The organism is Telmatospirillum siberiense, from assembly GCF_002845745.1.
In the GTDB taxonomy this organism is placed as follows: domain Bacteria; phylum Pseudomonadota; class Alphaproteobacteria; order Rhodospirillales; family Magnetospirillaceae; genus Telmatospirillum; species Telmatospirillum siberiense.
Genome location: NZ_PIUM01000026.1, coordinates 1 through 25,515, shown reverse-complemented (window position 1 = coordinate 25,515; position 25,515 = coordinate 1). Strand labels below are relative to the sequence as shown.

Sequence of the window (25,515 nt, the reverse complement as noted above, 5' to 3'; positions counted from 1 at the left end):
GTCGAACAGGAAATGCCTATGGCTCTTTCCGCCGCCTTGGTGTCTTGGTGGTTAATCAAAAGCCGGAGCGTACCGGAACCACTAGGAGCGGAATTGTTCCGGATCGGCGATGCCCAGCTTCCGGGCTTCGGCGTCGAAGGCCTCGCGGTAGAGCGGCAGGGCCCTGGTCTTCAGCATCGTCTGGCCGGTGCGGCTGTTGACATATTCGACGCGTTCGATCAGCGGATGGGCGGCCTTGTTCGGGCAGGCCTCGCTTTCGGCGATCAGCGCCTGGATCTGGGCCGACAGCCCGGCGACGTGGCAGGCATCGAGATCGGCCTCGGTCCGCAGATCCTCGATTTCCTGGCGAAGGGTGGCGATTTCCTCCTTCAGGCTGGTGATTTCCATTTCCGCCATCAGGGCGTCCTGCTCGTTCGATCCGGCGGTGCTCATCTTCATCAACGTCCTTGGTATCAGGCGACGGAACATCGGCCGGCGGGCGCCGCGGCGCCCGCCGGCGACTTTTCCAGTCGGGCTGGCGATATGGGAAAACGACAATAAAGCCGAGGCGCCGGTTCCGACGCAACGAATTTCGCTAAGCCTTTGATTGTTTGACAGGGCCTTGGCGTTTATTTCCGGGATGACGGGTGAGCCATCTTAAATTAAGCCCGAGCGGATGAGAGGGGCAAAAGGGCGGGCACGCAGGTGCGGCAATTATCAGTTTCGTCATGGCCGGGCTTGTCCCGGCCATCCACGCCGGGGGATGTCACAGGCGCTTCCATTGAGTTCAGTCTATTGAATTAACTTGTTTTTTTAACTGTTTAAGCCTGAAAGGTTGCTCGGCGTGGATACCCGGCACAAGGCCGGGCATGACGATTTCGGGTTTTGCCCCTCTTACCCGAACGACCCTTCAGGGAAACCACATCCCGGCGATGCGCGCGGCATGACTGACGGCCGCGTCATTGAGATCGATGGGCGCGGCCTCGCCGCCGATGATCGCCACCAGGGCGTTGGAATGCCGTTCGATCGAGGCCAGGACCGGAAGCTCCTCGCCCCGGGTCACCACCGCCAGATCGCCGGCTCGGGGCGGCAGCAGCGGATGAACATAGAGCAGGGCGCCGACCGGCACCCGGGGCTCCATGCTGGTATCGGGCATATAGAAGGCATAGGCGCCGCTCACATTGGCGATCTGTGGCGGGGCGTCGCCGCTGACGCTGGAATCCTCGGGCAGCAGGCGGACGGTGCCGTTCTGCCTGCGCACCTGGACCACCGTCAGGCTGGGGGCCGACGGCCGTGCCGGAGCGCTCTCGCCGATCAGCTCGCGCACCGCCTCCTTGTCCATCAGGTCTTCGGGGGCCACCTTCAGCGCCCGGGCCAGCACCACCAGATGGTCGGCCCGCACGCGCCGGCTGCCGCTTTCCAGCTTGCTGATCTCCGAACGGCTCAATCCCACGATCTCGCCCAGTTCGGCCAGCGACATGCGCCGGCGGTTGCGCCATTCACGGATGCGGTTTGCCAAGTCTGTCGAACTCATGACGCCATAACCAATCGATTTGGAGAAACCCGAAATTCAAGGGGGTTTCGGTACCCCATGCGGCCGGGCCGCTTTCGGGCCGGCTCATTCGAAATAACGCTTCAGAATTCACCTTTTCGGCAAGTGCGTCAAGTCGAGGCAGAACCGGGGGACTTGGGGCGGGTTTCCCTTTCGGAGACGAATATTTTCATTCCGTCTCCCTCGGCGGATGGCTTCCGGGAGAGATGGCCGGAGGACCTGAAAGTCATGGGTTTCCGCAGGGAACAAGGGGGGGGGTGCGTTCGTTGCGCACGGGAGGAATGTCGGTGTTGACGAAATGATCCAAAATGGATACAACGGGGAGAGTATTGCAATGGAGGTCCCGATGTCCCGCCGTGAACGCGGTTTCCTTTTTTCTCTGATCGTCGCCATGGGCGTGGTGTGTGCTCTGGATCCGGCGCTGGCGGATACCAGCTCGACCGCCTCCTCGGCGGTGTTCACCAGCGTCCAGGCGAAGGCGAGCGACATTTTCACCAATGTCCGAAACATCCTGATGATTATCGGTGCGATCGGCGTTCTGGCGCTGGCGACGATGGCTTTTTTCGGAAAATTCAAATGGTCCTGGGCGGTCAGCCTGCTGAGCGGCCTCGCGCTGATCGCCTTCGTCGGGCAGGTCGTCCAGTATTTCGTCGGGACCTCGGCGAATATTCCGGTCAATTGAGCGTCGGGGGCTGAGGCATGAGAACCATGGTCCTGCGCGTCATAGCCGAACCGTCCCAGATCTTCTGGGCTCCGGTCTTGCCGGCGGCGGCCAACGTGCTTCTGAACGTCACCCTCATGATGTTCTTCATCCTGCTCTACAACGTCACGCCGATCCCCTTCTTCGTCACCACGCTTGTCGGACACGGAATGATCGCCGTCTACGCCGTCCGGGATCCTCATCTTTCCACCTTGATGACGGCCTGGATGGAGACGCGCAAAAAGACCAGGAACATGCTGCGCGTCCGGGGAAACAAATATGTCCCTTGATCCCGATGCCGCCGTTCGGTTGACGCAAGGCATGGCGCAGGCCTTGTTCAGGGCGACCTCGTCCGGCGAAATTGCCGTCAGTGTCGCCGGCGTGGTGGCCGGCATGGCGGCTTTTACCGGATTGACGGTGCCGGCCGTCGCCAGGGCGGTTCTACCGCCGCCCCGAGACACGCGACTGGCCGATCATCTGCCCTTCGAACGTCTTCTGTCCGATAACAGAACCCTCGTCTGCCGGGATGGGACGCTGGTTCAATGTCTGGCCGTCGAAGGCCGCGACGGCATGTTCCTCAGCGCCCCCGAGCGCGAAGCCATGTTCCGCTTGCGGAAAAACTGGCTCGACGCGATCGCCGAGATGGGCGTCACCGTGCGCGTCGTCCTGGTTCGCGAAAAAGTCGACGTCACGCGGACGGACGATTTCGACTTGCCCTTGCTGAAGGAATTCGCCAAGTCGTGGAACCGTTCGTTCCAGTCCTCCTTCCTCAACCGTCAAACCATCGTCCTGTCCATTTCGGGAAAGTCCCGGTCCGCCGCGTCCCGTCTGTCGGAGGCGGCCGACACGACGATGCAGATCCTCGATCCCTACCATCCCCGGCCGATGACGCAGCAGGCGGACATCCATGGGGGGCCTCTTTCCCCGTCTCTCCTGGCCTTCTGGGGGCGGCTGGCCAGCCCTTTGTCCAAGCCGACGCCGCTGGCTGGAAGCAATGACGTCGCCGAGGCCATCGCCGTCGATACGGTCGAATTCACCGGTGAATCCGGTCTGATCGTTTTCCGCCGCGGGACCGAAACGCTCTATGCGGCGGCCATCGGCATCCGGCGCTTCGGCGACTACGTCGACGAACAGATGATCGCCGACTTTTCGAGCCTCGACGGCGAATTCATCCTGCTCAATCTCGTCGAACCGTGGAGCAAGGCGGTTGCCGCGCTGAAGATCGCGCAGGAAAACCGCATGAGCATGGCGACCCGCTTCAGTCCCGCCGCCAGCGATCAATATGACGCGGCGATGCAGATCATCGAGGGGCTGGATGAAAACCGCTCCGCCCTGGCCAATTACGGACTGACCCTTTTCGTCTTCGGAAAAACCCCCGAGGAAATCGCCTCCCTCGACAATGAGGTACGGAAGATTTGCGCGGCTTACGGCGCCGCGTCGGTGCGCGAGGGTGTGGCCGCCCAGGCCAGTTGGTTTTCGCAATTTCCAAGTTATGGCATCTGGCCGAGAAGCTACCGTTTCTTCACCTCCAACATCGCCTGCAACGTTACCCTCGATCGTCCGCCGCCGGGGCTGCCGTCCAGCGATTGGGGCGAGGGACCGCTGGCCATGTTCCGCACGGCGGGCGGCACCAGCTATTCCTTCCAGCTTCATGTGTCGGCGGAGAAGGACGCCGTTGCGCACGCCGTCTGCATCGGACCCACCGGCAGCGGAAAGACCACCGTGATGACCTTCCTTGCCGGGATGGCGCTCCGGCATCCGCGGTTGCGGGCCTATATCTTCGATCGCTATCAGGGGGCTTACGTCTTCACGACGGCCCTTGGCGGCGCCTATCTCAATCCGACGACGGGCGAGACCGCTCTCGGCTCATGCAGCCTCAATCCCTTTCAATGTCAGGACACGCCGGAAAATCGTGCATTCCTGCGATTGTGGCTGCGGGCGATCTCGGGATGCGAGGATGCCGATTCGCTTGAGGAAATCGGCCTCGCCGTCCAGGCCTTGTTTCAAAGCGGCCTGCCCATGGAAAAACGCTCGTTGCAGACGATTTTCGATCCCTGTTTCAGTGCCGGCGGCGCGGTCAAGCCGCAACTGTTGAAATGGGTCGATCCGGCCTACTACGGCAAAATGTTCAATGCCGGGCGGGATACCCTCGATATCCGGGAAAACCGTCTCATCGCCTTCGACATGACCGAGGTCTTCAAGGACGAGCTGCTGGCGCAGGCGACGATTTCCTATCTGATGCACCGTATCCAGGCGACCATCACCGAATTCAACGCGCCCGCTTTCATCTTCATCGACGAAACCGAGCCGATGCTGCGCAATCCGATGTTCCGCACCTATTACCTGACCATGCTGCAGGAATACCGGAAGCGCGGAGCCGCGGTGATTTCGGCTTTCCAGCGCCCCGAGGCGATCGCCCAGGCCGGAATGGGGGAAGCCATCCGCGGCCAATGCCAGACGGTGTTCTTTTTTCCCAATCTTCAGGCGCGGGAGGAGGATTACGCGGACTGGAGCCTCACCGACACCGAGTGGGCCTTCATCAAGGGAACGCTGCCGCTTTCGCGACGGATGAAACGGGCGGTCCTGGTCAAGCGGGCGACAGGCGAATCCGTTGTCCTCGACACCGATCTGACGCCGCTCGGACCGTATCTCCGAATTTTCTCCTCGGGCCGGGAAAGCGTGTCTTTCGCCGCCGAACTGCAGCGCAAACATGGGCCGGAATGGGTGAGGCATTATGTCAAAGGCAAATAGACGGCTGTTGGGAAAGGCGGCGTTCCGCTGGTTGATCGCCGGATTGTTGACGCTCACGCCCCGGATGGCCGGCGCGCAAGGTTATCCCGTCATCGATTCGGCCGCCGTCGCGGAGGCCGTCGATAATCTCAACGCGGCGACGCAACAGGTGCGCGAACTGAACGACATGCTTTCCCAGGTGCAGTCGATCGTGCAGACGGTCGGCAAGCAGGGCGTGCCGACTCTTCTGTTCCAGGAAGCCTTGTCGCAAAGCGGCATCAGCCAATACGGACCTCCCGTCAAGGATTTGCTCGATTCGGCCCAGACGACCTGGGGGACGGTGCAGGCGGGTTATGCGGCCGGCCAACAGGCGGCGACCAGCTTCAAGTCCGTTCTGGCCGAGGCCGATAAGCTCAAGGGACTGGGGAATTCGCTGGCGGCGAAACCGGATTTCTCCAGCTTCACCTCGACGCAGAATTGGGTCAGCAAAGAGCTGACGGTGGCCAAGGACGCCAATCTGACGACGGTCAATCTCGTCCGCAAGGCACGAACCATGCTGGCCGGCGAGGCAGCGGCCAATGCCTATGCGATCGCGCTCAACACTCGCCAGCAGGTCGCCACCATGGCCGACCGCGCTCAAAAACTCGCTCAGCAGGCGAGCGGAGCCAATGATTTGAGGGGCGACATGGCGGCCAACACCGCCGTCATGCTGGCCATGCATGACGAGATGGCTCAGGTCCAGGCTCTGCTCGCCGCCATATTGGAGGTGCAAAGTTCCGGCCGCCTCGCCGATGTGGATCCGACGTCGAGCGCCGGCGCGGCTTCGGCCACCACGGCCAGCAGCAAGTGAGCCTCGCCGTGATCGTCGGTATGGCGTGGCGGGAAAGGCCGGTTTCGACCGGACGCCGGATATTGGCCCGGATGGCGGCTGTCGCGGCCCGTGTTCTTCCGTCTTTCGACCGGCGGCTGCTCGTTGCCTTTTGCGTCGTTCATCCGATCAATCCGATGTGCTGTCCCACACCTTGTCCGGTTTTCGACCAGGCCAAGGTCGCCAGGTTTCTGGGCGAGGCCGAGCAAGCCTGGCAGAAGGTGGAACAGTGCCGCCAGATCGCCGATCGGTATGTGACTTTGCTGTCCACGTTCGGACCGAACGGCCCGCTGGCAACCGAACTCCGGCGCGTTCCCGGTTCGGTGTCGGGCGTCTTCACCACCTTCCAGGCCAGCTATCCGTCGATGCTGAAGGCGGGGGATCTTGGTAATCCGCGCGCCATCGCCGAAATTTTGAAGACGGCTCTGTTCGATCCCTCCAATCTGGAGGTGGTCAAGCTCACCGGCAGCATCGATCGCGTCCGGCAGCGGGCGGCGGTGGCCGCCGACGAGGCCGTCAACGCCTTGGCGACAGGCATGCATGGATACAGCCGGCTGACCGATGCCGCCACGGATCGGGGGCAGCAGACGGTATCCGCCTCGAAGGCCAAAACCGTTCGTGACGATCTTGCCGTCAATGCGTCGGCCCGTCAGGCATTGGTCGACAATCTGGCCGGACTGAAGGAGCTGCTGTCGTCCTGGGCGGCCAGCGAGGCCTCGTCAGCATCTGTGACGCGGACGACGGCGGCCGATCCGCTTTCCTCCACCACCAATTCGGCGGACGCCTCCCCCCTGGCGGTGGCTTTGCAAGCACAGGCGGCGCGGTTGGACCAACTCCGCCAGGTGCGCGTCGCGGTCAATCTGTTGGATGCGACCACCTCGGCGCTGACCGGTCTGCATAACGAGCGTCATGCCGCCACCGTCATGCTGGCTCAATATCCAGGTCTGTGGAACACGGTGGCCAGCGATAACAAGGCGATCGAATTCCGGGCCGCCGACGCGGCCGCGGTTTCCACTCAGCTTGCCCAGATTTTTATCGATGGTGCCGCCGCCTTTCAGGTGGCGCAGGCGCGTCTTCTGGCCCTGGACACCACGGGCTGGAGGGACAATGCGACCAAGATAGCGGCGGCGAACGCGGCGGCCCAGTCCGTCGTTCAGGATATTCTGGCCCACCCTCAAGCCTATGGAACGGTACGGGCCGATCTCGCGGAAAACGGCGGGACCTCGTCCGCCGCACCTTATGGCGAGACGCTTGCCGGCGGTTTCGCCGCCTGGCTGGAGGATGATAAGCTCGAACGGTTTTGGGCGCCTTTGCGTCGGGATGCCGAAACCGCCATTGCCAGTCTCGACCAGCGTTTGAAGGAAATCAGCGAGAGACGCGGATTCGATATTGCGGGGGCCGGGGCCTTGGCCGGGGAAAACAGGCTCCTCGATCAGTTCGGTCAGCAGCTTCAGAGCACATTGACGGTGGTGGCTCAGGCGGGCCAAAGCGTGGGAGAGTCCCAGCAATCCTGGGTCTCCGCCTATATCTCCGCCTTCCAGGCGGCTGCGGGGGCCGTACGGTCCGATAGCGCCGCGACCAGCTTCGTGACCGTACGGTGGCCATCATGACGAGATTTTCAGCCGGGCTGTCCATCCTTTGCTGTCTGTTGAGCCTGTCCGGCATCGCGGGGCCGGCACCGGCCAAGGCCCAGCAGGCGGTCTGGGATCCGGAGGAAATCGCCAGGCTTGCCGAGAAGTCGGCCCAGATGTCCGAGGCGCTGTCGCGCGCCGTCGAATTGCTCAACAACGTCGATCAACTGTCTCGGACCATCGGTCGCTTCGGAGCTCTTTCCAATCTGGATTTCGCCCGTTTCGACACGCTGGAAGGGTTGAAGGGCGCAGGTCCCGAGATTTCCGGCCTGGCTTCCAACATCGCCGCCGTCCGCCAGATGAAGATCTCGTCCTTCGACGACGCTTCGACATTTGTCCACAAGCTGTTGGCCGTTCCCTCCGATACCAGCCCGACGACCGGGGCGGGACAGGTTCGCCAGGCCCTGGACAGCCTCTACCGCAAGGCATTGGAAGACGGCTACACGCTCTCCACCCACACGCGCGAGACGGTCAGCGTCGCGCCCCAGCGGGCGAAGGTTCTGGTTGCCGAAGCCTCGGCCTCGGCCGATTTGCGCGGCGACGTCGGAGCCAATACGGCGGCGGCGATGGCCGTGCTCGATCAGATGGGAAGCCTGAAGGCCGCCTTGGCGGCCATCCTCGAAATCCAATCGGCGGGCCGTCTCGCTCAGCCGAAGAACTCGCCTTCGAGCAAATGAAGGCCTGGGGGATCATGGAAATGACGCATTCCGCGCAAATCGAAACAAGGACCATGGGTGTTGCCGGAGGCGCGCACCTGCTTCGCCTCGCCGTGTTTTTGGGGATGGTGTTCAGCCTTGCGGGATGTGGGAACAGCAATTTGCTGGAACCCATCGGAATCGGGTCGGACCGGGATTCCTTAAAGCGGAGCCCGTGCGCCTGCTACGAGTTACCCCAGCGCGGCCCCTACTGGAAAGCGTCGTGAAGTTCTCCCGCTCCTTCTCCTTCCGGACCAGGGCGTTCGGGGGCCAACGGGATCCGTCTTCCATCGCGGCCGGAGGAGATCGTCTGGGTGTTTATCCGGCGGAATGCGACGTTCCGGCGCTCGAGGGACGTCGCTATCTGTGGACGGCCAGGGCTTTCGCCATCGGGATGTTCCTCAGCCTATGCGTCAACGTCGTTTTGGGCTTCGCTCTCGCCGGACTGTCGCCTCTGGTTCGCGTCGAGCCGATGCTGCTCACCTTCAAGGACAAGAGCGAGCAGCTGGTGAAGGTCGAGCCTTTCTCGCGCGGCACGAAGGGTTTCGAACTGATGACCGAGATGCAGGTTCGCGACTATGTGCTGTCGCGCCATGAGATCGTTCTCGACGAGGACGAGATGAAGCGGCGCTGGGGCGGCGGAGGGGTGGTCGCCCATCGTTCGGATGCCGACGAATATCGGCGGTTCGTCGCTGAAATGGCTCCGAAATATGAAGAAATCCGTCAGCGCAGGCTGGTGCGCTCGGTGGTCGTGCATCGCGTCAGCAAGATCGCGGAAGGCTATTGGCAGGTGGAGTTCTCCACCAACGACTGCGACGCGGCCGGCCGGAAAATCGCCGACTCCCTGTGGGTCGCCTCCATGACCACCGCCTATGTGCCCCGGGAAATCAGCTGGGAGGACCGCTATATGAACCCGCTCGGCTTCATCGTGACCGCCTATTCCGTGACGGCAAAACAATGAAGACCTTCGCGATATCGGCCGGATGCGGCGTGCTTCTCCTCATGGTGTCCTCCAGCCTGGGGCTGGCTCAAAATACGGTGCCCACCGTTCCGTTGCCGACCGCCGCGCGCGGCGTTACGGCCACCACCTCCGGCGCTGCGACCGGATCGGCTCCGCCTGCGGCGAGGAACCAGCAGGCGGTCCCCCCGCAATTCCTGAGTTCCACCGAAACGGCCATCGATCAGCAGACTCGAGGACAGTTCCCCACCATGGACCGCAGCCCCTCGCTGCCTTTGGGAACTCTCCAGCGGAGTTGGGATCGGCCGAGCGCGGCCGCGGGGCAGACGGCGCCGGGCGTCATTCATTACATGTGGCATTCCGACTTCGTGATGAGCGTGCGGACTCGAGATTTCATGGTTACGACCTTGATTTTGCCGGCATGGGAGAAGGCCAACGAATTCTATCTGGGCGATCCCGTCGTTTTCGAGGCGAAGAAGGTTCGCGGCAATGTCGTCGCCGTCCGGTCCCGCAACGCCGGAGCCGACAGTAATTTGACGGTCCTCGGGGCGACGGGGAACGTCTACAACTTCTACCTTCGCTCGGAGACGTGGAACTCCTCCCAGGTGACGGATCTGACTGTCTATGTCGACGCGCCGCGCAACGGGGACGACATGGACGGCATCGGGATCGGCACGTCGGCGGGCTCGGGCCCCGCGGCCGACGACGCGCCCGGTTACGGCGCCGTCGCCGGCATGCCCGACTATCTGAGGCGGATCGTCTTTCGTCCCGAAGATCTGCGTTTCGATATGAAAATGTACGCCCGCAGCGAAACCGATGCCGACATTGCGCCGGAACGGATATTCGAAGACGGCATCTTCACTTACTTCGATTTCGGCGAGCGCAGCGATTCCATCGCCCGGCCGGTGGTCCATCATCTCGTTGACGGGGTCGACACCGCCGTCAACACCAGGACGGCGGGGCCGCGCGGCAGCGTCTTGATTGCCGAAGCCGTCGGCGATTTCACATTGAGAAATGGCAATCGGGTCATCTGCGTTCGGCGCGCCGCCGTGAAGCAGACACTGACGCCGCTCGAAATCAGCGGAACCCTCCCCGAGGCCGGAGGCGGCGGCTCCAGGTCGGCGAGCAGGGGGGGCGATGCCGCCGGAGCCTCCAGCGGAGCAGGGGCATGGTAATGAGATCCAGGCAGGTCGGCGGACGGATCGGGAATCCCCCTGTCGTCGCATGGTGCATCGCCCTCATGATTCTCGCCGGGATTTCGGCCATCCGCCCCGGTCACGCGGCGGTCGGGGGAGCGGAAGACGGGGCGAGACTGGTGCTGGGGTTCGAGGCGCGTTCCAATCGGTTGACGGCGGCGGATCTGTCCGGTCTTGAGCGGTTGTCGGTGTCTCTGGCCGCGCAGCCTGAAAGCCGGCTCGTCGTCTTCGTCCCCACGCCCCGCGATCCGGCGATTCGTCAATTCGTCCGGTCACGCCTGAATGTCGTGCAGCAGGAACTGGCAAAGCGGGGCATGGCCGGCGAAACGGTCAAATCTCCTCGCCCCGAGGCCGACGACACCATCGTCTTGTGGGTTGCGCCACGGGTCTTGCCTGCCACGCCGCTCGAAATCGAGCCGATCGCCGCGACGGTCGCGGCACCCGTGCCGGTATCGCGCGAGGAGACCCGGCCTGAGACCCATCCGACCTCTCTTCTTCCCATTGACGATGGGGAGAAAACGGCAAGGGCCGGAGAGGCGGCGGCACATTCTCCCTCTTCCCCATCTGCGCCGACATCGTCTTCGCCTCCGCTTCCCGCCGAGGGGCCGGTTCAGGGCGGGGGCCCCCCGGCGGTCATACCGGCGGATTCGCCTCCCGTCGTCGAGGCCGAGGTCGAGGAGCTCTGGATCGCGCCGGTGGGGCAGTCCCTGCGGACGGTGCTGAAGGATTGGGGAAGCCGTTCCGGCTGGACGGTCGTCTGGCAATCGGATCGGGAATATCCGATCGATGCCGCCGCCACCTTTTCCGGCGATTTCACCAAGGCGGCCAGTCAATTGTTCGAGGGCTTTTCGACCGCGGTACCCGTGCCCTCCGCTCATTTCTACAAGGGAAACCGCGTTCTCTTGGTGGAATCGGGGGAAGGGCGATGACCAAAGGTTTGCGCGAGGCGCTGGTTCTGGCGTCACTGCTTTTCCCGATGGCGGCCTGCCAGGTGGCCGACGACAGCAAGGCGGCCGTCCATTTGCGTGAAAAGGAGGCGGACGATGCGATGGCCAAGGCCGTTTCTCAAGGGGGAAAGGTGCGCGCCGGAACCATCACCTTGCATGACGGGATCTGGGTGGGGGGACGGAGCGTCGTGAAACCCAATGGCGACGCTCTTCCCGCCGCCGCCGAGACCGCCGCCGCCGTGGTGTTGAACAGCATGGGGGCTTCGCTCGAACTGAGGGAGATCGCCGCGGAAATCACCGCTCAGACCGGCGTCAAGGTCGTGCTGGAGGAACATCTCGATCTGCCAGCATCCGCCACCATTCCGGCGCCGGAACCGGTCCGGCGGACGAACGCGGACGGGCCGCCCGCCGCTCCGTCGCTTCCGGTGCTGGCGGCGGCGCGTCAGCAAAACGGCATGGCTCTGGCCTGGTCCGGGCCGTTGTCGGGGCTCCTGGACAGCGTATCGACCTATTTCGGCTTGCAATGGGAATATCGGGGCGGGCAGGTCCGTATTTTCCGACACGAGATCCGCACCTTCACTCTGGCGGCTCTTCCGTCGAACTCCACCATCCGGTCGGGGGTCAATACCTCGGGATCGTCCTCCTCCGCCAATGGTGGTTCGACGGCGCCCGGCAACGGGACGACATCGTCGGGCTCGATGCTGCAGGACACGTCGCACGAGGCGTCGATCAAGCTTTGGGACGATATCAAGGAGGCCGTTCAGGCGATGCTGCCCGGTGGGGCGAAGGCGACGATGTCACCCGCCACCGGCACGCTGACGGTGATCGCCCCCCCATTGGCCATGCGCCGTATCGCCAGTTATGTCGAGCAGCAGAACAGGCGGATCACCCGTCAGGTAACCATCTCGGTGAAGGTGCTCAGGGTGGACGTCAAGGACACCTATGATCTGGGTCTCGACCTGAGCGGGGTGTTCCAGCAACTGTCGGGCCAATATGCGGTCAATCTGGCGGGGCCGGCGCCGCTTAAGGTGACCTCGGGGACGGCGGCCACCTATCTGGTCCAGGCCATCCAGAACACGCAGACCAACAAGGGGCAATGGGCCACCGGCAGTTCGCTGGCGTCGACGACTCACGCCGCCATCGATGCGCTGCAGACCATGGGCAAGGTCACTTTGATGACCGAGACCAGCGTGACCACCCTGAACGGCCAGGTGGCTCCGGTATCGGTCGCCGAGCAGCAGAGCTATGTCGCTTCCACCGCGACGACCATCGCCAGCGGCACCAATTCGACGACCCAGACGCAGATCACCCCGGCGACGCTGGTGACCGGCTTCAATATGCAAGTGCTGCCGCGTGTTCTCGACGACGGGCAGATTCTTTTGCAATACGGGCTGAGCCTGTCCGATCTCAAGGCTTTGACCGAGTTCGATTCCAACGGGACGAAGGTCCAACTGCCCGACGTTAATATCCGCTCCTTCCTGCAACAGGCGATCATGCGCAGCGGCGACCTGCTGGTTCTCGCCGGCTACCAGTCCACCTCGGCCGGCGTGGCGGACACCGGTCTGCCGGGTATCGGTCCTTCCCTGCTGGGAGGAAGCATTCAGACCGAAAAAGGACGCTCGGTCATCGTCATCATGATGGCGCCGGAGGTGCTTGCGCGCGCGGTCGGGGAGACCCTCTAGAATGGACAAGGTTTCCGCGATCATCCGCATTGGAAAGGAGACCTTCGCCGCCGGGCTGTTCTGGCAGGCGGCGCCGACGGCCGGCCTGGCCGTGCGAGAGGCTCGGATCGTGGCGGGCAAGGCGGAATTGGCCGCCGATCTGTTTTGCGTCCGCAAGCGCGGTGTTCCCCAATTCGGTCTGGGGCAGCGCAAAGCCGGACACCGGGCCGGAATGCGGGCGATCGCCCCCGTTCTCGCTTCGGCTGTGGCTGATGCCAGCTGGATCGGTGTCTTCCGGACGGATCAGGGGTGGCTTTACGTCATGGTTCGCAAGGGGGCGGTCATGCCCGATGGCGACGTCCTGTTCCGCAGCGAGCAGGAGGCGCGCCAGAAACTGCGCAGCGAATTGTCGATCGGGGATTGGGACGCGGTTTTCGCGCCGTTGCATTGGCGGATGGAAGAGGCGCGAACGGACGATATCGTCGATCTGATCTCGTCCTATTCCGATGCGCGTTTGCGCGCCGTTAACCGCACTCCTCTGCCATTCATCCTGGCCTTTTGCGGCGCGGCGGCCGTTTGTTGGGGGGGCTGGATGGCGGTTTTCCCCTCGCCCCCGGCCGCGCCCACGGTTTCCAGCGTGCCGGTGGCGCCGCCTCCGCCCTGGCTGGGACAGCCGACAGTATCGTCATTGATCCTGGCCTGCGAGCGGGCGATCGAGGAAACCAGGACGCTTCCGGGGTTCGAGATCGAGATGGCGACCTGTGGATCCGGTGGTGCCACCGCGCGCTATCGGCGGGAAAAGGGATCTGTCGCCTGGTTGCCGAAAAACAGCGTGGTGATATCTCCGGACCGGGTCAGCGTGAGCACGCCGCTGACCATCCCCCTGCTTCGCCGTTCCGGCGAGGAAAGGCCGATGACCATCGACGCCTTGCGCCGGCATCTGTGGGGGGCCGCGCAGGCCTATCTGCTCGACAGCGAGTTGGGCGAGCAGGGCGGCCCGGCCGCCGGGTTGTTGCCGGGGCGGTCTTTGGCCGCCGACGACAATAGCGGTTTCCGCCCGATTCCACTTTCCATGGGCGGGCGGCTGCCGTTGAGCGCGCTGTCCGTCCTGCTTGCGAAAATTCCGGCCTTCGTGGCCGATGAGGTCTCTTGGCAATCATCGGGGTGGCGTGTGAGAGGGAAAGCCTATGTCCGCTAACCAAAGGGCTCGTTTCTTTCGATATTTTCTGTTGGTCGCACCACCTTTGGCACAGCCGGCGATGGCCGAGGAAATCCTTCCCGCGCCACCGGCCGTGGTTCTGCCCATGGTGCCCGCGCCCGCGTCCGTCGTCGCGGGCGCGCCCCCTGCCGAAGCGGTGCCGCCCGAAAACGGCCAATTCCCTGGCGTTCTACGGGAAATCGGCCGGCGGCAGACCGAACTCACCATCCTGGAACTGGACCTGAAGCGTGCCGAACTTCAGAAAAAGCTGCGCGAGCTGGAAAGCGCCGGCCAAGCCAAACCGCCGCAATTCCTGCCCGTTGCCGCTGCCGCCATGCCGCCGAGCCCCGGCGCATCGCTTCCTCCTTCTTCGGTGGATATGCCGCAGGAGGCGCCGGTCGGTCCCCTGGTGCGGCGTATCCACAAGGTGGGCAACGATCTGGTGGCACTGATCGCCTTGCCCGACGGGGAGACGAGGAACATCAGGTCGGGAGGGGTTATCGGAGGGTTGCGGGTCGTCCAGATCCTTCCTGACACGGTTTATGTCCGCAAGGGGGACCAGCCGCCCTACGCCTTGCCGGTCTCTTCGTCCCGGCGCGTGGGGTTCTGATCCCATGTGGGGAACCGCCGACGCCGGGGAGTTGATCACCCGTGACGGGGGCCCGGTCCGGGCCAGCGAAGCCTTGCGGGACAAGGTGGCGATTTTCGCCGATGGACGCTGCCTGGTCTCGCGCGCGCATTCCGAGGACGTCGACGTCATTTCCCTGATCGCGCTGGCTCGCCGGCTTGGCTTTCCCACCAGGGCGCCGGAGTTCGTCGATCTCGGCTCCCTGCGAAGCTTCTATTCCGGCGCGGCGCCGGCGGGCCCCTGGTCTTCGGCCAGCCGGCTTCTGCATGACGACACGACCATGCAGCGCGAAGTGCAGAACCTGCTGTCGAGGGCCGCCGCCGTGCAGGCCAGCGACATTCATATCGTCGTCGACGCCGACACCGCCAGCGTCAGGGTTCGCATCGACGGAGAACTCCAAACGATGCCGGGCGGTTCGGGGGCGTCCGTGCAATGGCGGGCCGAGCACGGGCGTCAGATCTGCATGACCGCCTACGCGATGGCGGCCGAGGGTGGGACCGCCGATGCCAATTACGATCCCTTCAGCTATCAGGCGGGCCGTATCATGACGGGTCTGCCGCCGGGGGTTCAGGCCGTACGCCTGCAGTTCAATCCGGTGGGATACAGCGGCCGCCATCTGGTCATGCGGTTGCTCTACGCCGGCCACGCGGCGGGCCAGTCCATCGGCGATCTGGGTTTTTCCCCGGCACAGGTCGACATGCTGACCGACGTCACCGGCAATCAGACCGGCATCATCGTGATCTCCGGGCCCACCGGCTCGGGTAAGACGACGACGCTGGAACGTCTGATGCGGCGGATCGTCGAGCGCAATCCGGGCGAAAGCATCCTTTCGGTCGAGGACCCTCCCGAATACAGGATTCCCGGGGTCGTCCAGTTGCCCGTTTCCAACATGCGCAACGACGGAGATCGCGACGGCGCCTACACCGAGGCCATCGCGGCCGCGCTTCGCAGCGATCCCGATCGAATCATGATCGGCGAGATTCGCACGCGGGCCGCCGCCCATCATGCCTTCGAAGCGGCGATGACCGGCCATCAGGTGTTGACGACGGTGCATGCCAACGACGCCCTGGGCATCGTTCCCCGTCTGCTCGATGTCGGCGTCGAATCCTTCAAATTGCGCGATGCCTCGCTGATGCGCGGTCTGGTCGCCCAGCGGCTGGTCCGGCGGCTGTGCCCAAAGTGCCGGCGCCGGTGCGGCCTCGACGGCGCCGGCCTGCCGGCCGAGACGGCGGCGCGGTTGCGGCCGATTCTCCAGGGACGGCCCGTCTGGATGCCCGGCGGCGGATGCGCCGATTGCCGGAACGGTTATGACGGCAGGACCGTGGTCGCCGAAATCATCCGGCCGGATCAGACCTTGTTGGATCTGCTGTGCGCGGGCGAGCGTCAGGACGCTTATCGTTATTGGATGGATCGTCTGGGGGGACGGGAGTTCTCGCATCACGCCATCGAGAAAATCATCGAGGGCGTGATCGACCCCGTACAGGCCGAATACCGGCTGGGAAAGTTGCCGGCTCCATGAAGACTATCTTCGATACGATCGTATTCTGGTTCGAAGGAATGGACATCGGGCTGTTTCAGGCGCGGCTCGCCCTGACCGCGCGGGTCAGGATGCGCCTCTACCGGAAGATCGCCAGCCTGTCGCGGACCGGCATGCCTCTGCCGCGCGCCCTCGATGCCATCTGGCAGGTGAGCTCGTTGGGCGGCAAGCGCTCCGCGTCCCCCTTGGCCCGAGTCGTCGACAGTTGGCGCCGGAAGGTCTACGACGGCCACACCTTCGGCAAAGCTCTCGATGGTTGGGTGCCCGTTCAGGAATGGTCGCTCATCGAGGCGGGCGCCGGCGACCTGGGGCAGGCCCTGGACGAGGCTGCGGGACTTATCGAATCTTCCCAGAAGATGCTGGGAGCGATCACCACCGCCGTCGGCTATCCGCTCTTTTTGGGGGGCCTGCTCTGCATCCTGCTTTGGATTTTCAGCGTCGATGCGATTCCCGCCTTCGCCGAGGTAAAGCCGATGGAGAAATGGACGGGACTGGCCGCCGCCATGGGCGTTCTGTCCCGCGTGGTTCATGCCGGGCTGCTGCCGTTTCTGGCGCTTCTGCTCGCCCTTCTGTCGGCCGTCGTCTGGTCGCTGCCCCGATGGACGGGTGAATGGCGGGCGCGGGTCGATTCCTGGCCGCCCTGGTCGCTCTACCAATTGATCATGGGAACCAGTTTCCTGGCCTCGCTGGTGGCTTTTCTGAAAGCCGGCATGCCGGTGCCGGAAGCGTTGCGGCGGTTGCGGACGATCGCCAATCCCTGGCTGCGGGAACGGATCGATGCGACGCTTTATTTCGTCAATTCCGGCTACGATCTGGGCGAGGCGCTGCATCTGACCGGCTACCGGTTTCCGGCCCGTGAAATCGTCGAGGATCTCAGAATCTATGCCAGCCTCGGTAATCTGGAAGAGGCGATGGGACGCCTTTCCGCCGAATGGATGAAGCTCAGCCTCGACAGTCTGCAAGCCAAGAGCGACGCCATGAAGGTGGCGGGCATGGTGTTCGTCGCCGGGACCATCGCCTGGATCCAGTTCGGGATCATCGCCGTTCAGCAGCAACTGACCAGTGGAATGTGAGGCCGGGGCAATGGTAACCCTCCGGATTACCGCGCAGGTTCCGCGCCGGCCAGACGCAGGCGGGCCTTGATATTCAGATTGACCTCGTCGCCGACCAGCAAGGCGTCGGAGACCATGCCGAAATCGGAACGGTGCAGGATGCCCGTCACGGTGAAGACGGCGATTTCGGCTTGGCTGTCCGGATCCCAATGCCGCTGTTCCAGGACCGCGTCCAGGACTTGCGGCCGGGCGACGCCGCGGATGGTCAGGGTGCCGGCCATCCGCACATGCGTCGCATCCTGCTGGCTGACCGTTTCGGTGGAGAAGCTCATCGCCGGCCAGTGCAAGACATCCAGATAGGCGTCCGATCGCAACAGGCTGTAGGCCGGTTCCCAGCCGATGTCGAAGGACCGGGTGTCGACCGTCACCGCCACCCGGCTGGCCTGCGGCGCGTCCAGATCGAGGGAGAGCTTGCCGGTGAAGCGGGTGAAGGCCCCGGCCACAGTGGTGACGTCGGCCAGGTCGACGGCGAAGCCGATCTCCGTGGAGTAGGGGCCGATCTCATAAACCGAAGGGGCGGCCCGGGCGGGCACGGCCAGCGCCAGGATAAAAACAAGGACGATCGCGCGCCACATGGGGATCCGCTCCCGGCCGGTTGCCGATGGGGCCATTCCGTCGAATTCCCACCACATGGTGTCGCCGCCGGGCCACTCCAAGGGCACTGGACCCGCGCTCATCCGATTATCTCGCCACGCCGATTTGCGCAACTGCCATATTTGTGCAATAGTCACTGACATGTCAGTGTGATGGTAATGGTGTCGTCAGATGTCGGGGCAACCGAAACTTCGTGACCAGGCCTACCAGGCCTTTACTCAGCATCTGTTGAAACGCCAGCTTTTGCCCGGTCAGTTCGTCAGTCAGCGGGAACTGGCGGAACTGACCTCCATGTCCCTGGCCTCGATCCATCAGATGGTGCCCCGGCTGGAGGCCGAAGGACTGATCAAGGTGATCAGCCAGCGCGGCCTGCAAATCGCCCATGTCGACCTGCAGATGGTCGTCGAGGCGTTCCAACTGCGCGAAATGGTGGAAATGACCGCCTTGGCGGAATTCGGCCGGCATGCCTCGCCGCGCGAGATCACCACCCTCTACGACCGTCTCCAGGAGATCAAGGCGGTGGCCGGCCGGGGCCCGGTAACGCCGGCTTTCCTGGAGGAGGCGCAGGCCGCCGACTGGGAGATGCACGACACCTTCATCGCCGCCATGCGCAATCGCCTGATCACCGATATCCATCGCGTCAATTCCCTGCGCATCCGCATGATCCTGGGGGAACGCATCGGCCTGCCCGCCGCCCGTCTGCCGGTCGCGCTGCGCGAGCATGAGGCGGTGCTGGCGGCCCTGGTCCGGCGGGACGTCGATGCCGCCCTGCTCGCCTTGCGGGCGCATCTGCACAGTTCGCGCCGCCGGTCGCTGAGCGTCGGCCCCTTCGACGAAAGCGAATCCGTCGAGCCGGGTTCGACCTGAGACAACACCCTTTCGAAAAACAAAGAAAAAAAGCCACCAGTGGAGGAACAACCATGAGCACCCCGGCGCCACCGGCACCATTATCCGTGGCCATTCCACGGCGATCGTTCGCCGCCGCCCCGCCCCGTGTCCGGCGGGCCCAGATCCTTTCGCTGTCGCTGCTGATCCTGAGCGGCGTCGTCAATTACATGGACCGCGGCACCCTGGCTGTGGCCAGCCAGACCGTCGCCAAGGAACTGGGGCTGTCGCTCGGACAGATGGGGCTGCTGCTGTCGGCCTTCTCCTGGAGCTACGCCCTCGCCCAACTGCCGACCGGCGGCCTGGTCGACCGCGTCGGGCCGCGCCGGCTGCTGGCCGTCGGCCTCGCCCTCTGGTCGGTGGCCCAGGCGGCGGGTGGTTTGGCCGCGAATTTCGTGCAACTGATCACCGCCCGCGTCTTCCTGGGCATCGGCGAGGCGCCGCAGTTTCCCTCGGCCGCGCGGGTCGTCAGCAACTGGTATCCGGTCAGCCGGCGCGGCGTGCCGACGGGCATCTTCAATTCCGCCTCGCCGCTGGGAACCGCGCTGGCCCCCCTGATCCTGACGCAGCTGATCATCTTCCTCGACTGGCGCTGGATGTTCATCCTGATGGGAGGGGCCGGCCTCGTCGTCGCCCTCGTCTGGTACGCGCTTTACCGCGATCCCGCCGAGATGCGCCTCGACCAGGAGGAAACCGCCTATCTGACGTCGGAGACCGAGGAACGGACCGCGCCCAAGGTGACCTTCGCCGATTGGCTCAGCCTCTTTTCGTTTCGCACCACCTGGGGAATGATCCTGGGCTTTTTCGGTTCGGTTTATCTGAACTGGGTCTATTTGAGCTGGCTGCCCGCCTATCTGATCGGCGAACGCCACATGAGCCTGGCGCGCACCGGCGTCGCCGCCTCGGTTCCCTTCTTCTGCGGATTCCTGGGATGCCTTGCCGCCGGCTGGGTCTCCGACCAGGTGACCCGGCGGACCCAGGGCTCGCCGGTGAAGGGCCGGCGCATCCCGGTGGTGGTCGCCATGCTGGGCATGGCCGCCTTCACCATTCCGGCCGCACTGGCCGACAGCAACCTCGTCGCGCTGGCCTGCATCTCGGTGGTGATCTTCCTCGCCAACGCCGCCTCGGCCTGCTCCTGGGCGCTGGTGACGGCCGCCGCGCCGCCCAGCCGCATCGCCTCGCTGGGCGCCTTGCAGAATTTCGGCGGTTTCATCGGCGGCGCCCTGGCGCCCATCGTCACCGGCTTCATCGCCCAATCCTTCTCCTTCGTGCCGGCCCTGCTGACCGGCGCGGCCATCTCCTTCGCGGGCGCCATGAGCTATCTGTTCCTGGTCACCCGCCCCATTCCCGAACATGCCGAATAGCCATAGGTGCTTCTCATGACCCAATCTCTTCCCCGCATCCAGGGCATCGTCCCGGTGATGCTGACTCCGTTCACCGATGACGGGCGGATCGACTACGCCGGCCTGGAACGTCTGATCGAATGGTATCTGGCCCACGGCGCCGACGCCCTGTTCGCCGTCTGCCAATCGAGCGAGATGATGTTCCTGTCGCTCGATGAACGCGCCGCCCTGGGGCGTTTTGTCGTCGAAAAGGTGAAAGGCCGGGTGCCGGTGGTGGTCTCGGGGCACATCAGCGACGATATCGACGCCCAGATCGGCGAACTGACCGAGATGAGCCGGGTGGGCGCCGACGCCTTGATCCTGGTGACCAATCATCTCGATCCGAAGAAGGCGGGGACGGGCGCCTTCAAGGCGACGCTCGCCACGCTGCTCGACCGTCTGCCCAAGGATCTCCCCCTGGGTCTTTACGAATGCCCGGCGCCCTATCGGCGATTGCTGACGGACGAGGAACTGTCGCTGTGCGCCCAGTCGGGCCGCTTCATCCTGTTGAAGGACGTCAGTTGCGATCTGCCGACGGTGAAACGGCGCGTGGCGCTGACCGCCCAGACCCCCATGCGGATCCTCAACGCCAACGCGGCCATCGCCTGGGACGCGATGAAGGCGGGCGCGCCGGGATTCAACGGCGTCTTCGCCAATTTCCATCCCGATCTCTACAAGTGGCTCTATGCCTCCTCGGCCGGGCATCCGGAGTTGGCCGGCGAACTGGCGACCTTCCTGGTCCTGGCCGCCGTTTCCGAATCCCTCGGCTATCCGGCGCTGGCCAAGATGTATCATCAGCGCATCGGGACCTTCGCCTCCATCCGCTGCCGGGTTATCGATTATGACGTGCGCGAGCGCTTCTGGGCATTGGATGCGGTTCTCGACAAGATCGTCGAGGGCACCGAATTCTACCGCGCCAAGATCGCCGGCCTGCCGGCATGACGACCCGGGGGGCCGCCTCGCCGGGCCCTTCGGCGAAGTCGATCGTCGTGGTCGGCAGCCTCAATATGGATTTGGTGCTGCGTGTATCCCGTGCTCCGGCGGCCGGCGAAACCCTGATGGGGCGCCAGTTTTCCGTGGTGCCGGGGGGCAAGGGCGCCAATCAGGCGGTGGCCTGCGCGCGCCTGGGCGCCCCGGTGACGCTGATCGGCAGCCTGGGCGCCGACGCGTTCGGCGCCCAGCTTCGCCAGGCCATGGCCGGGGACGGCATCGATACCACCCATGTCGTGACCGACGATCGGTCGGCGACCGGGGTGGCGATGATCCAGGTCGATGACGACGGCCAGAATCGCATCGTCGTGGTTTCGGGGGCCAATGCGACGTTGGAGCCCATCCATGTGGACGCCGCCTCCGCCGCCATCGACCGGGCGGCGCTGATGATTCTGCAGCTCGAAGTGCCCTTGGCGACGGTGGAGCATGCCGTCGATCGCGCCGTCCGCGCCGGTTTGCCGGTTTTGCTCAATCCGGCGCCGGTCCTGGCGCTGCCGGATCGGCTGTGGCCGAAGATCGACTATCTGATTCCCAATGAAAGCGAGGCCTCGGCGCTCGCCGGCATCCCGGTCACCGATCCGTCTTCGGCCATGGAGGCCGCCTGGATATTGCGCTCGCGCGGCGTCCGCCATGTCCTGGTGACCCTGGGGAGGCAGGGGGTGGTGATCGTGGGCCCGGACGATGCGCGCCATCTTGCCGCCCGATCGGTCCAGGCCGTCGATACCACCGCCGCCGGCGATACCTTTATCGGCGGTGTCGCCGTCGGACTGCGCGAAGGGATGACATTGTGGGAGGCGGCGGATCTGGGGCAGCGGGCGGCGGCCCTCTGCGTGACCCGGCATGGCGCGCAACCGGCCATTCCTTTTCGTGCCGAGCTGTAACAACTCCGTTTCATCGAGACTCGCCCTCCAGGAGGGCACGCAGTTTTTTGGCGGCCCGATTCTTGCGCGACAGCAGGGTCCCCAGCGGTTCATTCCAGCGTTCGGCCAGTTCGCGAAACCGCCATCCCTCGATCTCGACGGCCACCCAGACCGCCCGTTCGGCCGGGGTCAGACGGGAAAGCGCCTGGCCGATGCGCTCGCGCTGTTCCCGTTGGGCGAGGGCCACTTCCGGATCGGGGGCGGGGTCGGCGCCCTCCGGTTCGTCACGATCCGGAGGTTCCGGGGCGGGACGCAGGGGACCGGCCCGGCGGCGCCGGAACATATCGGTCACCGCATGGGCCAGCGCCCGATAGAGATAGGCGGTGACGTCCTCGACCTGGGCCAGCAGGTCGGCGCGCTCGAACAGGCGCAAGACGACGTCCGAAACGATGTCGTCGGCTTCGTCTCGGCCTTCGCCGAACAAGCGGGATTGGACGAACCGGGTCAGGCCCCGGCGATCATGCTCGATGATCGCCGTCAGCCGCCGCCGGTTGTCCGACGGATCATTCTTCATGCGGGCCGTTGCGGGAGCTTCCGTTCCGCGATCGCGCCAGATAGGCGTCGAAGGCCGCGCTTCCCTCGGTTTCCCACCATTCGGCATAGCGGCCGGCGTCATCTCGTTCCGCTTCGCTCCGCTCCGGACGACGGCGGTGGAACCGGTGAGGGTGATCGCCATGGGAGAACCGTCCGGTCAGCAGCCGGGCCAGCAAAAGGATCCCCACGGCCTGCCAGAAGGTGACGGCCGGCAGCGATGAGATTTGCGGCAGGATGGCGTTCCACAGCAGCATCGTCACATAGCCGAAGACCAGGGCGAAGCTGGCGGCGACCAGCAAGCCCAGCGTCACATGGCGGGCGATGCGGACCGGTTTGGGCCAGGCCGACCAGCGGTCATGGCGATCCGAGCGGCACTGATGAAACATGATGGACTTATCCTTGGGATTGGGGGGCGGCGGCGGCCCCCTGATTGCGCAGAAGCTCGGCGACGCCGAAGCCGAAGTGGACATAAAGCTCGGTCGAATCGGGCAGGGGAAGCCAATAGCTGGTGATCGGGGCGCCGAGATCGAGGCTGACCTCGCTGATCGCTTCGCGGCTGCGCAAGGTCAGGTCGGCCTTGCAGTTCCGGCAATGGTTCTTGCCGCCGCCGAAGGGGGTGACGCCGAAACATTTTCCACCTTCCGTGCGTCCCATCCGGCGCGCCGAGGCGTTGGCGGCGATGACCGTGCGGTCCTTGCGGACCAGCAGGGTCGGTTCGGGGAACGTTTCCCACATCAGATCGAAAGCCTGCACATAAGGAGTCTCGTTCATATCGCTGTCCTCGCAAGGAGTATGGTTACTCATTCGATGACAGTGACGAACGGCGCCGGCCTTTTATTGCCGGTGATCGGGAATTTTTCGGAAAAAAGCGGGGGCGGGGCGGGAAGGAAGCTCGCCTTCCCTTGGGATCAGTTCGGGCGGGCGGCGTCGGACCTGTTCAACGCCACCTTGCTGGTCACCGGCGTCTGGACCAGCAATTGTCCCTGTTCCTTGGTGGTGGACAGGAAGCGTTGCAGCTCCTTTCCGGCCAGTTTGTTGCCCGACTGGAACTTGACGCTCATCGGGTTGACCTGTTCGTTATGGACCAGAACCTCATAATGCAGATGCGGTCCGGTGGCCCGTCCGGTGGCGCCGGAAAATGCGACGACCTGGCCTTGCGCCACATGCTTGCCGGTGCGGATGCCCTGGGCGAAGCGCGACAGATGGGCATAGGCGGTGGAATGCAGGGCATCGTGCTTGATGCGCACGTAATAGCCGTAGGAGCCGTTTGCCCCGGCGAAGTCGATGACGCCCGAGCCGGCGGCCAGCACCGGCGTGCCGGTGGTGACGGCGAAATCGACGCCTTTGTGCATCTTGCTGAAGCCCAGGATCGGATGCATGCGCATGCCGTAGCCAGAGCTGATCCTGGCCCCGTCGACCGGAGTGCGCAGCAGGGCCTTTCTCACGCTTTCGCCGTTGGGATTATAATAATCGGGCATGCCGCTCGAATCGACATAACGGTAGATGGGCATGGCCACGCCCGACAGGGTCAGCTTGGCATAGGTGATGTCGCCGTCCTTCACCACCTGGCCTTTCTTATCGACGAAGCGATCGAACATCACCTCGAAGGAATCCCCCGGCTGGATGTCGCGCTGGAAGTCGACGTCGTAGGAAAAGGCGCGGATCATTTCCACCAGGATGGGCGCGGGCACGCCCTCGGTGGTGGCGGTTTCGAACAGGCTGCCCTTGATGGTGCCGGTGAAATGCGCCATCTGCCGGGTGACCTCGCGCTTCACCTCGCTGGCGGCGAAGCCGTCCTTGGCCCGTTTGGCCGACACTTGGCGCCCGGCGTCGGGCTGCAAGGCGATGGCGTGGAACGGCCCGGTGCCGATACCGTCGCTCGGCCTTTCGAAGGTGACGGTGATTTCCTGCCCGATCTTCAGCGCGCGCGGATTGTAGACCTCGCGAAGCGCGTCGATGGCCTGGTTGGCGTCATTCCGTTCGACGCCCGCCTTCAGAAGAAGATCGAGCAGCGTATCTCCGCGCTCGGCCTCCACCACCGTCTGAATGGGATGGCTCGCCTGATCCTCCAGTTCGCTGTCGGCCTTCGGCGTGGCGAGGGATTGCCGGTAGGATTCCGTCTCCGCTTCTGGAGAGGACGCGGATGGCGGGGCGGATGGTCCTTGGGGCCCGGCGGGCGTCCTCGTCCGATGGAACAGATGAACGCCGCCGGTGACGCATAAGGCAACCAGCGCGGTGGCGGTTATCGCCCGAGCCGGCGTCGATCGCCAAAAATGCATATCCTGCCCTCCGTTACTCATCTGCCGTTCTACGAAGTCCCCCAGGGGGCTTCGTATCAAAGACCAGGCTTCGAGGGCCGGCACGGGCGGCCCCGTTTGCGGTAATCCGGGATACCCGGCCGGTTTCCGCATGATGTCGTCCAGATCGGCCTTCAGCCCCTGGTTGATCAGCGAGGGCGCCCGCAACATGGCGCAAATCCTGGCGTTTCGCGGTTATCTCAAGCTCAGCCGGAAAAGGCAACCCTGCATCACGGTTTTCCGTGATCTTTCGTGTTTCAGGTCTCTTCCAACGCCCATTGTGGCGGCGCTCACCATAAAACACCAGATCTGGTGGCGCCGCACCGCGATATTGCGAGGTTAGCTAATAGTTAGACGTGCGCTCACGCGCGTGGGGCGCTCATGCGCGAGGAGGCTGAAAATTAGGATAAAAGTCAGTTGACAGTGATTGTTTGAGGCATTAGAACCCGGCCTCCCGATTGAGCCTTGAGGCGAGATTGTGGGTTTTTCGGAAGCGGATTTTGAGTGTTTCCGAAAGATGA

At 64.2% G+C, this 25,515-nt stretch carries 25 protein-coding genes; 18 read left to right on the top strand and 7 right to left on the bottom strand.

Annotated features, from left to right (window positions below; genetic code table 11):
• Positions 1–81: 81 nt before the first annotated feature.
• A complete protein-coding gene (locus CWS72_RS19410; protein WP_241911812.1) occupies positions 82–438 on the bottom strand; it encodes a hypothetical protein in 357 nt (118 codons plus the stop codon).
• 451 nt (positions 439–889) lie between these two features.
• Positions 890–1,513, bottom strand: a complete 624-nt coding sequence (locus CWS72_RS19405; protein ID WP_101252299.1) for a helix-turn-helix domain-containing protein — start codon at positions 1,511–1,513, stop codon at positions 890–892.
• A gap of 364 nt (positions 1,514–1,877) precedes the next feature.
• Between CWS72_RS19405 and CWS72_RS19400 the strand changes: the two genes are divergently transcribed.
• The 14 genes from CWS72_RS19400 (at position 1,878) to CWS72_RS19335 (ending at position 17,353) form a co-directional block, all read left to right on the top strand.
• Positions 1,878–2,213, top strand: coding sequence for a TrbC/VirB2 family protein (locus CWS72_RS19400; RefSeq protein WP_158240727.1), 336 nt, complete (start codon positions 1,878–1,880; stop codon positions 2,211–2,213).
• A 17-nt stretch (positions 2,214–2,230) separates the two neighbouring features.
• Positions 2,231–2,521, top strand: coding sequence for a hypothetical protein (locus CWS72_RS19395; protein WP_101252297.1), 291 nt, complete (start codon positions 2,231–2,233; stop codon positions 2,519–2,521).
• A complete protein-coding gene (locus tag CWS72_RS19390; RefSeq protein ID WP_101252296.1) occupies positions 2,511–4,982 on the top strand; it encodes a VirB4 family type IV secretion/conjugal transfer ATPase in 2,472 nt (823 codons plus the stop codon). The genes CWS72_RS19395 and CWS72_RS19390 overlap by 11 nt, the downstream gene beginning before the upstream one ends.
• On the top strand, positions 4,966–5,811 hold the full coding sequence (locus CWS72_RS19385) for a hypothetical protein (protein ID WP_146002815.1): 846 nt from the start codon (positions 4,966–4,968) through the stop codon (positions 5,809–5,811). The genes CWS72_RS19390 and CWS72_RS19385 overlap by 17 nt, the downstream gene beginning before the upstream one ends.
• An 8-nt stretch (positions 5,812–5,819) precedes the next feature.
• Positions 5,820–7,439, top strand: a complete 1,620-nt coding sequence (locus CWS72_RS19380; protein WP_146002814.1) for a hypothetical protein — start codon at positions 5,820–5,822, stop codon at positions 7,437–7,439.
• Positions 7,436–8,137, top strand: a complete 702-nt coding sequence (locus CWS72_RS19375; protein ID WP_101252293.1) for a hypothetical protein — start codon at positions 7,436–7,438, stop codon at positions 8,135–8,137. The genes CWS72_RS19380 and CWS72_RS19375 overlap by 4 nt, the downstream gene beginning before the upstream one ends.
• A gap of 241 nt (positions 8,138–8,378) precedes the next feature.
• On the top strand, positions 8,379–9,116 hold the full coding sequence (locus CWS72_RS19370) for a VirB8 family type IV secretion system protein (protein WP_158240726.1): 738 nt from the start codon (positions 8,379–8,381) through the stop codon (positions 9,114–9,116).
• Entirely contained in the window at positions 9,113–10,288 is a 1,176-nt protein-coding gene (locus CWS72_RS19365) for a TrbG/VirB9 family P-type conjugative transfer protein (protein WP_101252291.1), read from the top strand. Before CWS72_RS19370 ends, CWS72_RS19365 begins: the two co-directional genes overlap by 4 nt.
• Positions 10,282–11,238, top strand: coding sequence for a toxin co-regulated pilus biosynthesis Q family protein (locus CWS72_RS19360; protein ID WP_101252290.1), 957 nt, complete (start codon positions 10,282–10,284; stop codon positions 11,236–11,238). The genes CWS72_RS19365 and CWS72_RS19360 overlap by 7 nt, the downstream gene beginning before the upstream one ends.
• Positions 11,235–12,938 carry a PilN family type IVB pilus formation outer membrane protein gene (gene pilN, locus CWS72_RS19355; RefSeq protein ID WP_101252289.1) on the top strand — a complete coding sequence of 568 codons (1,704 nt, stop codon included), beginning with the start codon at positions 11,235–11,237 and terminating at the stop codon, positions 12,936–12,938. Before CWS72_RS19360 ends, pilN begins: the two co-directional genes overlap by 4 nt.
• A gap of 1 nt (position 12,939) precedes the next feature.
• Complete coding sequence (gene pilO2, locus CWS72_RS19350; protein WP_101252288.1) at positions 12,940–14,115, top strand: type 4b pilus protein PilO2; 1,176 nt, start codon at positions 12,940–12,942, stop codon at positions 14,113–14,115.
• The gene (pilP, locus tag CWS72_RS19345; RefSeq protein WP_101252287.1) at positions 14,105–14,725 is read left to right on the top strand and encodes a type IV pilus biogenesis protein PilP; all 621 of its coding nucleotides are present in this window, start codon (positions 14,105–14,107) and stop codon (positions 14,723–14,725) included. Before pilO2 ends, pilP begins: the two co-directional genes overlap by 11 nt.
• 4 nt (positions 14,726–14,729) lie before the next feature.
• A complete protein-coding gene (locus CWS72_RS19340; protein WP_158240725.1) occupies positions 14,730–16,262 on the top strand; it encodes a GspE/PulE family protein in 1,533 nt (510 codons plus the stop codon).
• Positions 16,259–17,353 carry a type II secretion system F family protein gene (locus CWS72_RS19335; protein WP_101252285.1) on the top strand — a complete coding sequence of 365 codons (1,095 nt, stop codon included), beginning with the start codon at positions 16,259–16,261 and terminating at the stop codon, positions 17,351–17,353. Before CWS72_RS19340 ends, CWS72_RS19335 begins: the two co-directional genes overlap by 4 nt.
• 26 nt (positions 17,354–17,379) lie before the next feature.
• Here CWS72_RS19335 and CWS72_RS19330 read toward each other — a convergent pair whose 3' ends face one another.
• Positions 17,380–18,069 carry a YceI family protein gene (locus CWS72_RS19330; RefSeq protein WP_158240724.1) on the bottom strand — a complete coding sequence of 230 codons (690 nt, stop codon included), beginning with the start codon at positions 18,067–18,069 and terminating at the stop codon, positions 17,380–17,382.
• Positions 18,070–18,157: 88 nt separating this feature from the next.
• Between CWS72_RS19330 and CWS72_RS19325 the strand changes: the two genes are divergently transcribed.
• Genes CWS72_RS19325 through rbsK form a run of 4 tightly spaced genes read left to right on the top strand, consistent with a single transcriptional unit; the run spans position 18,158 to position 22,124 of the window.
• The gene (locus CWS72_RS19325; protein WP_101252283.1) at positions 18,158–18,853 is read left to right on the top strand and encodes a GntR family transcriptional regulator; all 696 of its coding nucleotides are present in this window, start codon (positions 18,158–18,160) and stop codon (positions 18,851–18,853) included.
• 53 nt (positions 18,854–18,906) lie between these two features.
• A complete protein-coding gene (locus tag CWS72_RS19320) occupies positions 18,907–20,235 on the top strand; it encodes an MFS transporter (RefSeq protein WP_101252282.1) in 1,329 nt (442 codons plus the stop codon).
• Positions 20,236–20,250: 15 nt separating this feature from the next.
• Positions 20,251–21,195: a dihydrodipicolinate synthase family protein gene (locus tag CWS72_RS19315; protein ID WP_101252281.1), complete on the top strand. Its 945-nt coding sequence runs from the start codon at positions 20,251–20,253 to the stop codon at positions 21,193–21,195.
• Positions 21,192–22,124: a ribokinase gene (gene rbsK, locus CWS72_RS19310; protein ID WP_101252280.1), complete on the top strand. Its 933-nt coding sequence runs from the start codon at positions 21,192–21,194 to the stop codon at positions 22,122–22,124. Before CWS72_RS19315 ends, rbsK begins: the two co-directional genes overlap by 4 nt.
• 10 nt (positions 22,125–22,134) lie before the next feature.
• Here the strand turns inward: rbsK and CWS72_RS19305 are convergent, their stop codons facing one another.
• The 4 genes from CWS72_RS19305 to CWS72_RS19290 form a co-directional block, all read right to left on the bottom strand.
• The gene (locus CWS72_RS19305) at positions 22,135–22,677 is read right to left on the bottom strand and encodes an RNA polymerase sigma factor (protein WP_101252279.1); all 543 of its coding nucleotides are present in this window, start codon (positions 22,675–22,677) and stop codon (positions 22,135–22,137) included.
• Complete coding sequence (locus tag CWS72_RS19300) at positions 22,667–23,083, bottom strand: hypothetical protein (RefSeq protein ID WP_101252278.1); 417 nt, start codon at positions 23,081–23,083, stop codon at positions 22,667–22,669. Before CWS72_RS19300 ends, CWS72_RS19305 begins: the two co-directional genes overlap by 11 nt.
• A 7-nt stretch (positions 23,084–23,090) precedes the next feature.
• Entirely contained in the window at positions 23,091–23,468 is a 378-nt protein-coding gene (locus tag CWS72_RS19295) for a hypothetical protein (RefSeq protein WP_101252277.1), read from the bottom strand.
• A gap of 137 nt (positions 23,469–23,605) precedes the next feature.
• Positions 23,606–25,165: a M23 family metallopeptidase gene (locus tag CWS72_RS19290; RefSeq protein ID WP_101252276.1), complete on the bottom strand. Its 1,560-nt coding sequence runs from the start codon at positions 25,163–25,165 to the stop codon at positions 23,606–23,608.
• Positions 25,166–25,515 lie beyond the last annotated feature (350 nt).

What these genes read in the sequence shown, in the direction of transcription:
- CWS72_RS19305 (WP_101252279.1), bottom strand. Translation starts at nt 22,677, where the DNA reads ATGAAGAATGATCCGTCGGACAACCGGCGGCGGCTGACGGCGATCATC.
- CWS72_RS19390 (WP_101252296.1), top strand. Translation starts at nt 2,511, where the DNA reads ATGTCCCTTGATCCCGATGCCGCCGTTCGGTTGACGCAAGGCATGGCG.
- CWS72_RS19365 (WP_101252291.1), top strand. Translation starts at nt 9,113, where the DNA reads ATGAAGACCTTCGCGATATCGGCCGGATGCGGCGTGCTTCTCCTCATG.
- CWS72_RS19330 (WP_158240724.1), bottom strand. Translation starts at nt 18,069, where the DNA reads ATGAGCGCGGGTCCAGTGCCCTTGGAGTGGCCCGGCGGCGACACCATG.
- CWS72_RS19340 (WP_158240725.1), top strand. Translation starts at nt 14,730, where the DNA reads ATGTGGGGAACCGCCGACGCCGGGGAGTTGATCACCCGTGACGGGGGC.
- CWS72_RS19400 (WP_158240727.1), top strand. Translation starts at nt 1,878, where the DNA reads ATGTCCCGCCGTGAACGCGGTTTCCTTTTTTCTCTGATCGTCGCCATG.
- pilO2 (WP_101252288.1), top strand. Translation starts at nt 12,940, where the DNA reads ATGGACAAGGTTTCCGCGATCATCCGCATTGGAAAGGAGACCTTCGCC.
- CWS72_RS19325 (WP_101252283.1), top strand. Translation starts at nt 18,158, where the DNA reads ATGTCGGGGCAACCGAAACTTCGTGACCAGGCCTACCAGGCCTTTACT.
- CWS72_RS19335 (WP_101252285.1), top strand. Translation starts at nt 16,259, where the DNA reads ATGAAGACTATCTTCGATACGATCGTATTCTGGTTCGAAGGAATGGAC.
- CWS72_RS19300 (WP_101252278.1), bottom strand. Translation starts at nt 23,083, where the DNA reads ATGTTTCATCAGTGCCGCTCGGATCGCCATGACCGCTGGTCGGCCTGG.
- CWS72_RS19320 (WP_101252282.1), top strand. Translation starts at nt 18,907, where the DNA reads ATGAGCACCCCGGCGCCACCGGCACCATTATCCGTGGCCATTCCACGG.
- pilN (WP_101252289.1), top strand. Translation starts at nt 11,235, where the DNA reads ATGACCAAAGGTTTGCGCGAGGCGCTGGTTCTGGCGTCACTGCTTTTC.
- CWS72_RS19315 (WP_101252281.1), top strand. Translation starts at nt 20,251, where the DNA reads ATGACCCAATCTCTTCCCCGCATCCAGGGCATCGTCCCGGTGATGCTG.
- CWS72_RS19290 (WP_101252276.1), bottom strand. Translation starts at nt 25,165, where the DNA reads ATGTTGCGGGCGCCCTCGCTGATCAACCAGGGGCTGAAGGCCGATCTG.
- CWS72_RS19385 (WP_146002815.1), top strand. Translation starts at nt 4,966, where the DNA reads ATGTCAAAGGCAAATAGACGGCTGTTGGGAAAGGCGGCGTTCCGCTGG.
- CWS72_RS19405 (WP_101252299.1), bottom strand. Translation starts at nt 1,513, where the DNA reads ATGAGTTCGACAGACTTGGCAAACCGCATCCGTGAATGGCGCAACCGC.
- CWS72_RS19395 (WP_101252297.1), top strand. Translation starts at nt 2,231, where the DNA reads ATGAGAACCATGGTCCTGCGCGTCATAGCCGAACCGTCCCAGATCTTC.
- CWS72_RS19375 (WP_101252293.1), top strand. Translation starts at nt 7,436, where the DNA reads ATGACGAGATTTTCAGCCGGGCTGTCCATCCTTTGCTGTCTGTTGAGC.
- pilP (WP_101252287.1), top strand. Translation starts at nt 14,105, where the DNA reads ATGTCCGCTAACCAAAGGGCTCGTTTCTTTCGATATTTTCTGTTGGTC.
- CWS72_RS19410 (WP_241911812.1), bottom strand. Translation starts at nt 438, where the DNA reads ATGAAGATGAGCACCGCCGGATCGAACGAGCAGGACGCCCTGATGGCG.
- CWS72_RS19295 (WP_101252277.1), bottom strand. Translation starts at nt 23,468, where the DNA reads ATGAACGAGACTCCTTATGTGCAGGCTTTCGATCTGATGTGGGAAACG.
- rbsK (WP_101252280.1), top strand. Translation starts at nt 21,192, where the DNA reads ATGACGACCCGGGGGGCCGCCTCGCCGGGCCCTTCGGCGAAGTCGATC.
- CWS72_RS19360 (WP_101252290.1), top strand. Translation starts at nt 10,282, where the DNA reads ATGGTAATGAGATCCAGGCAGGTCGGCGGACGGATCGGGAATCCCCCT.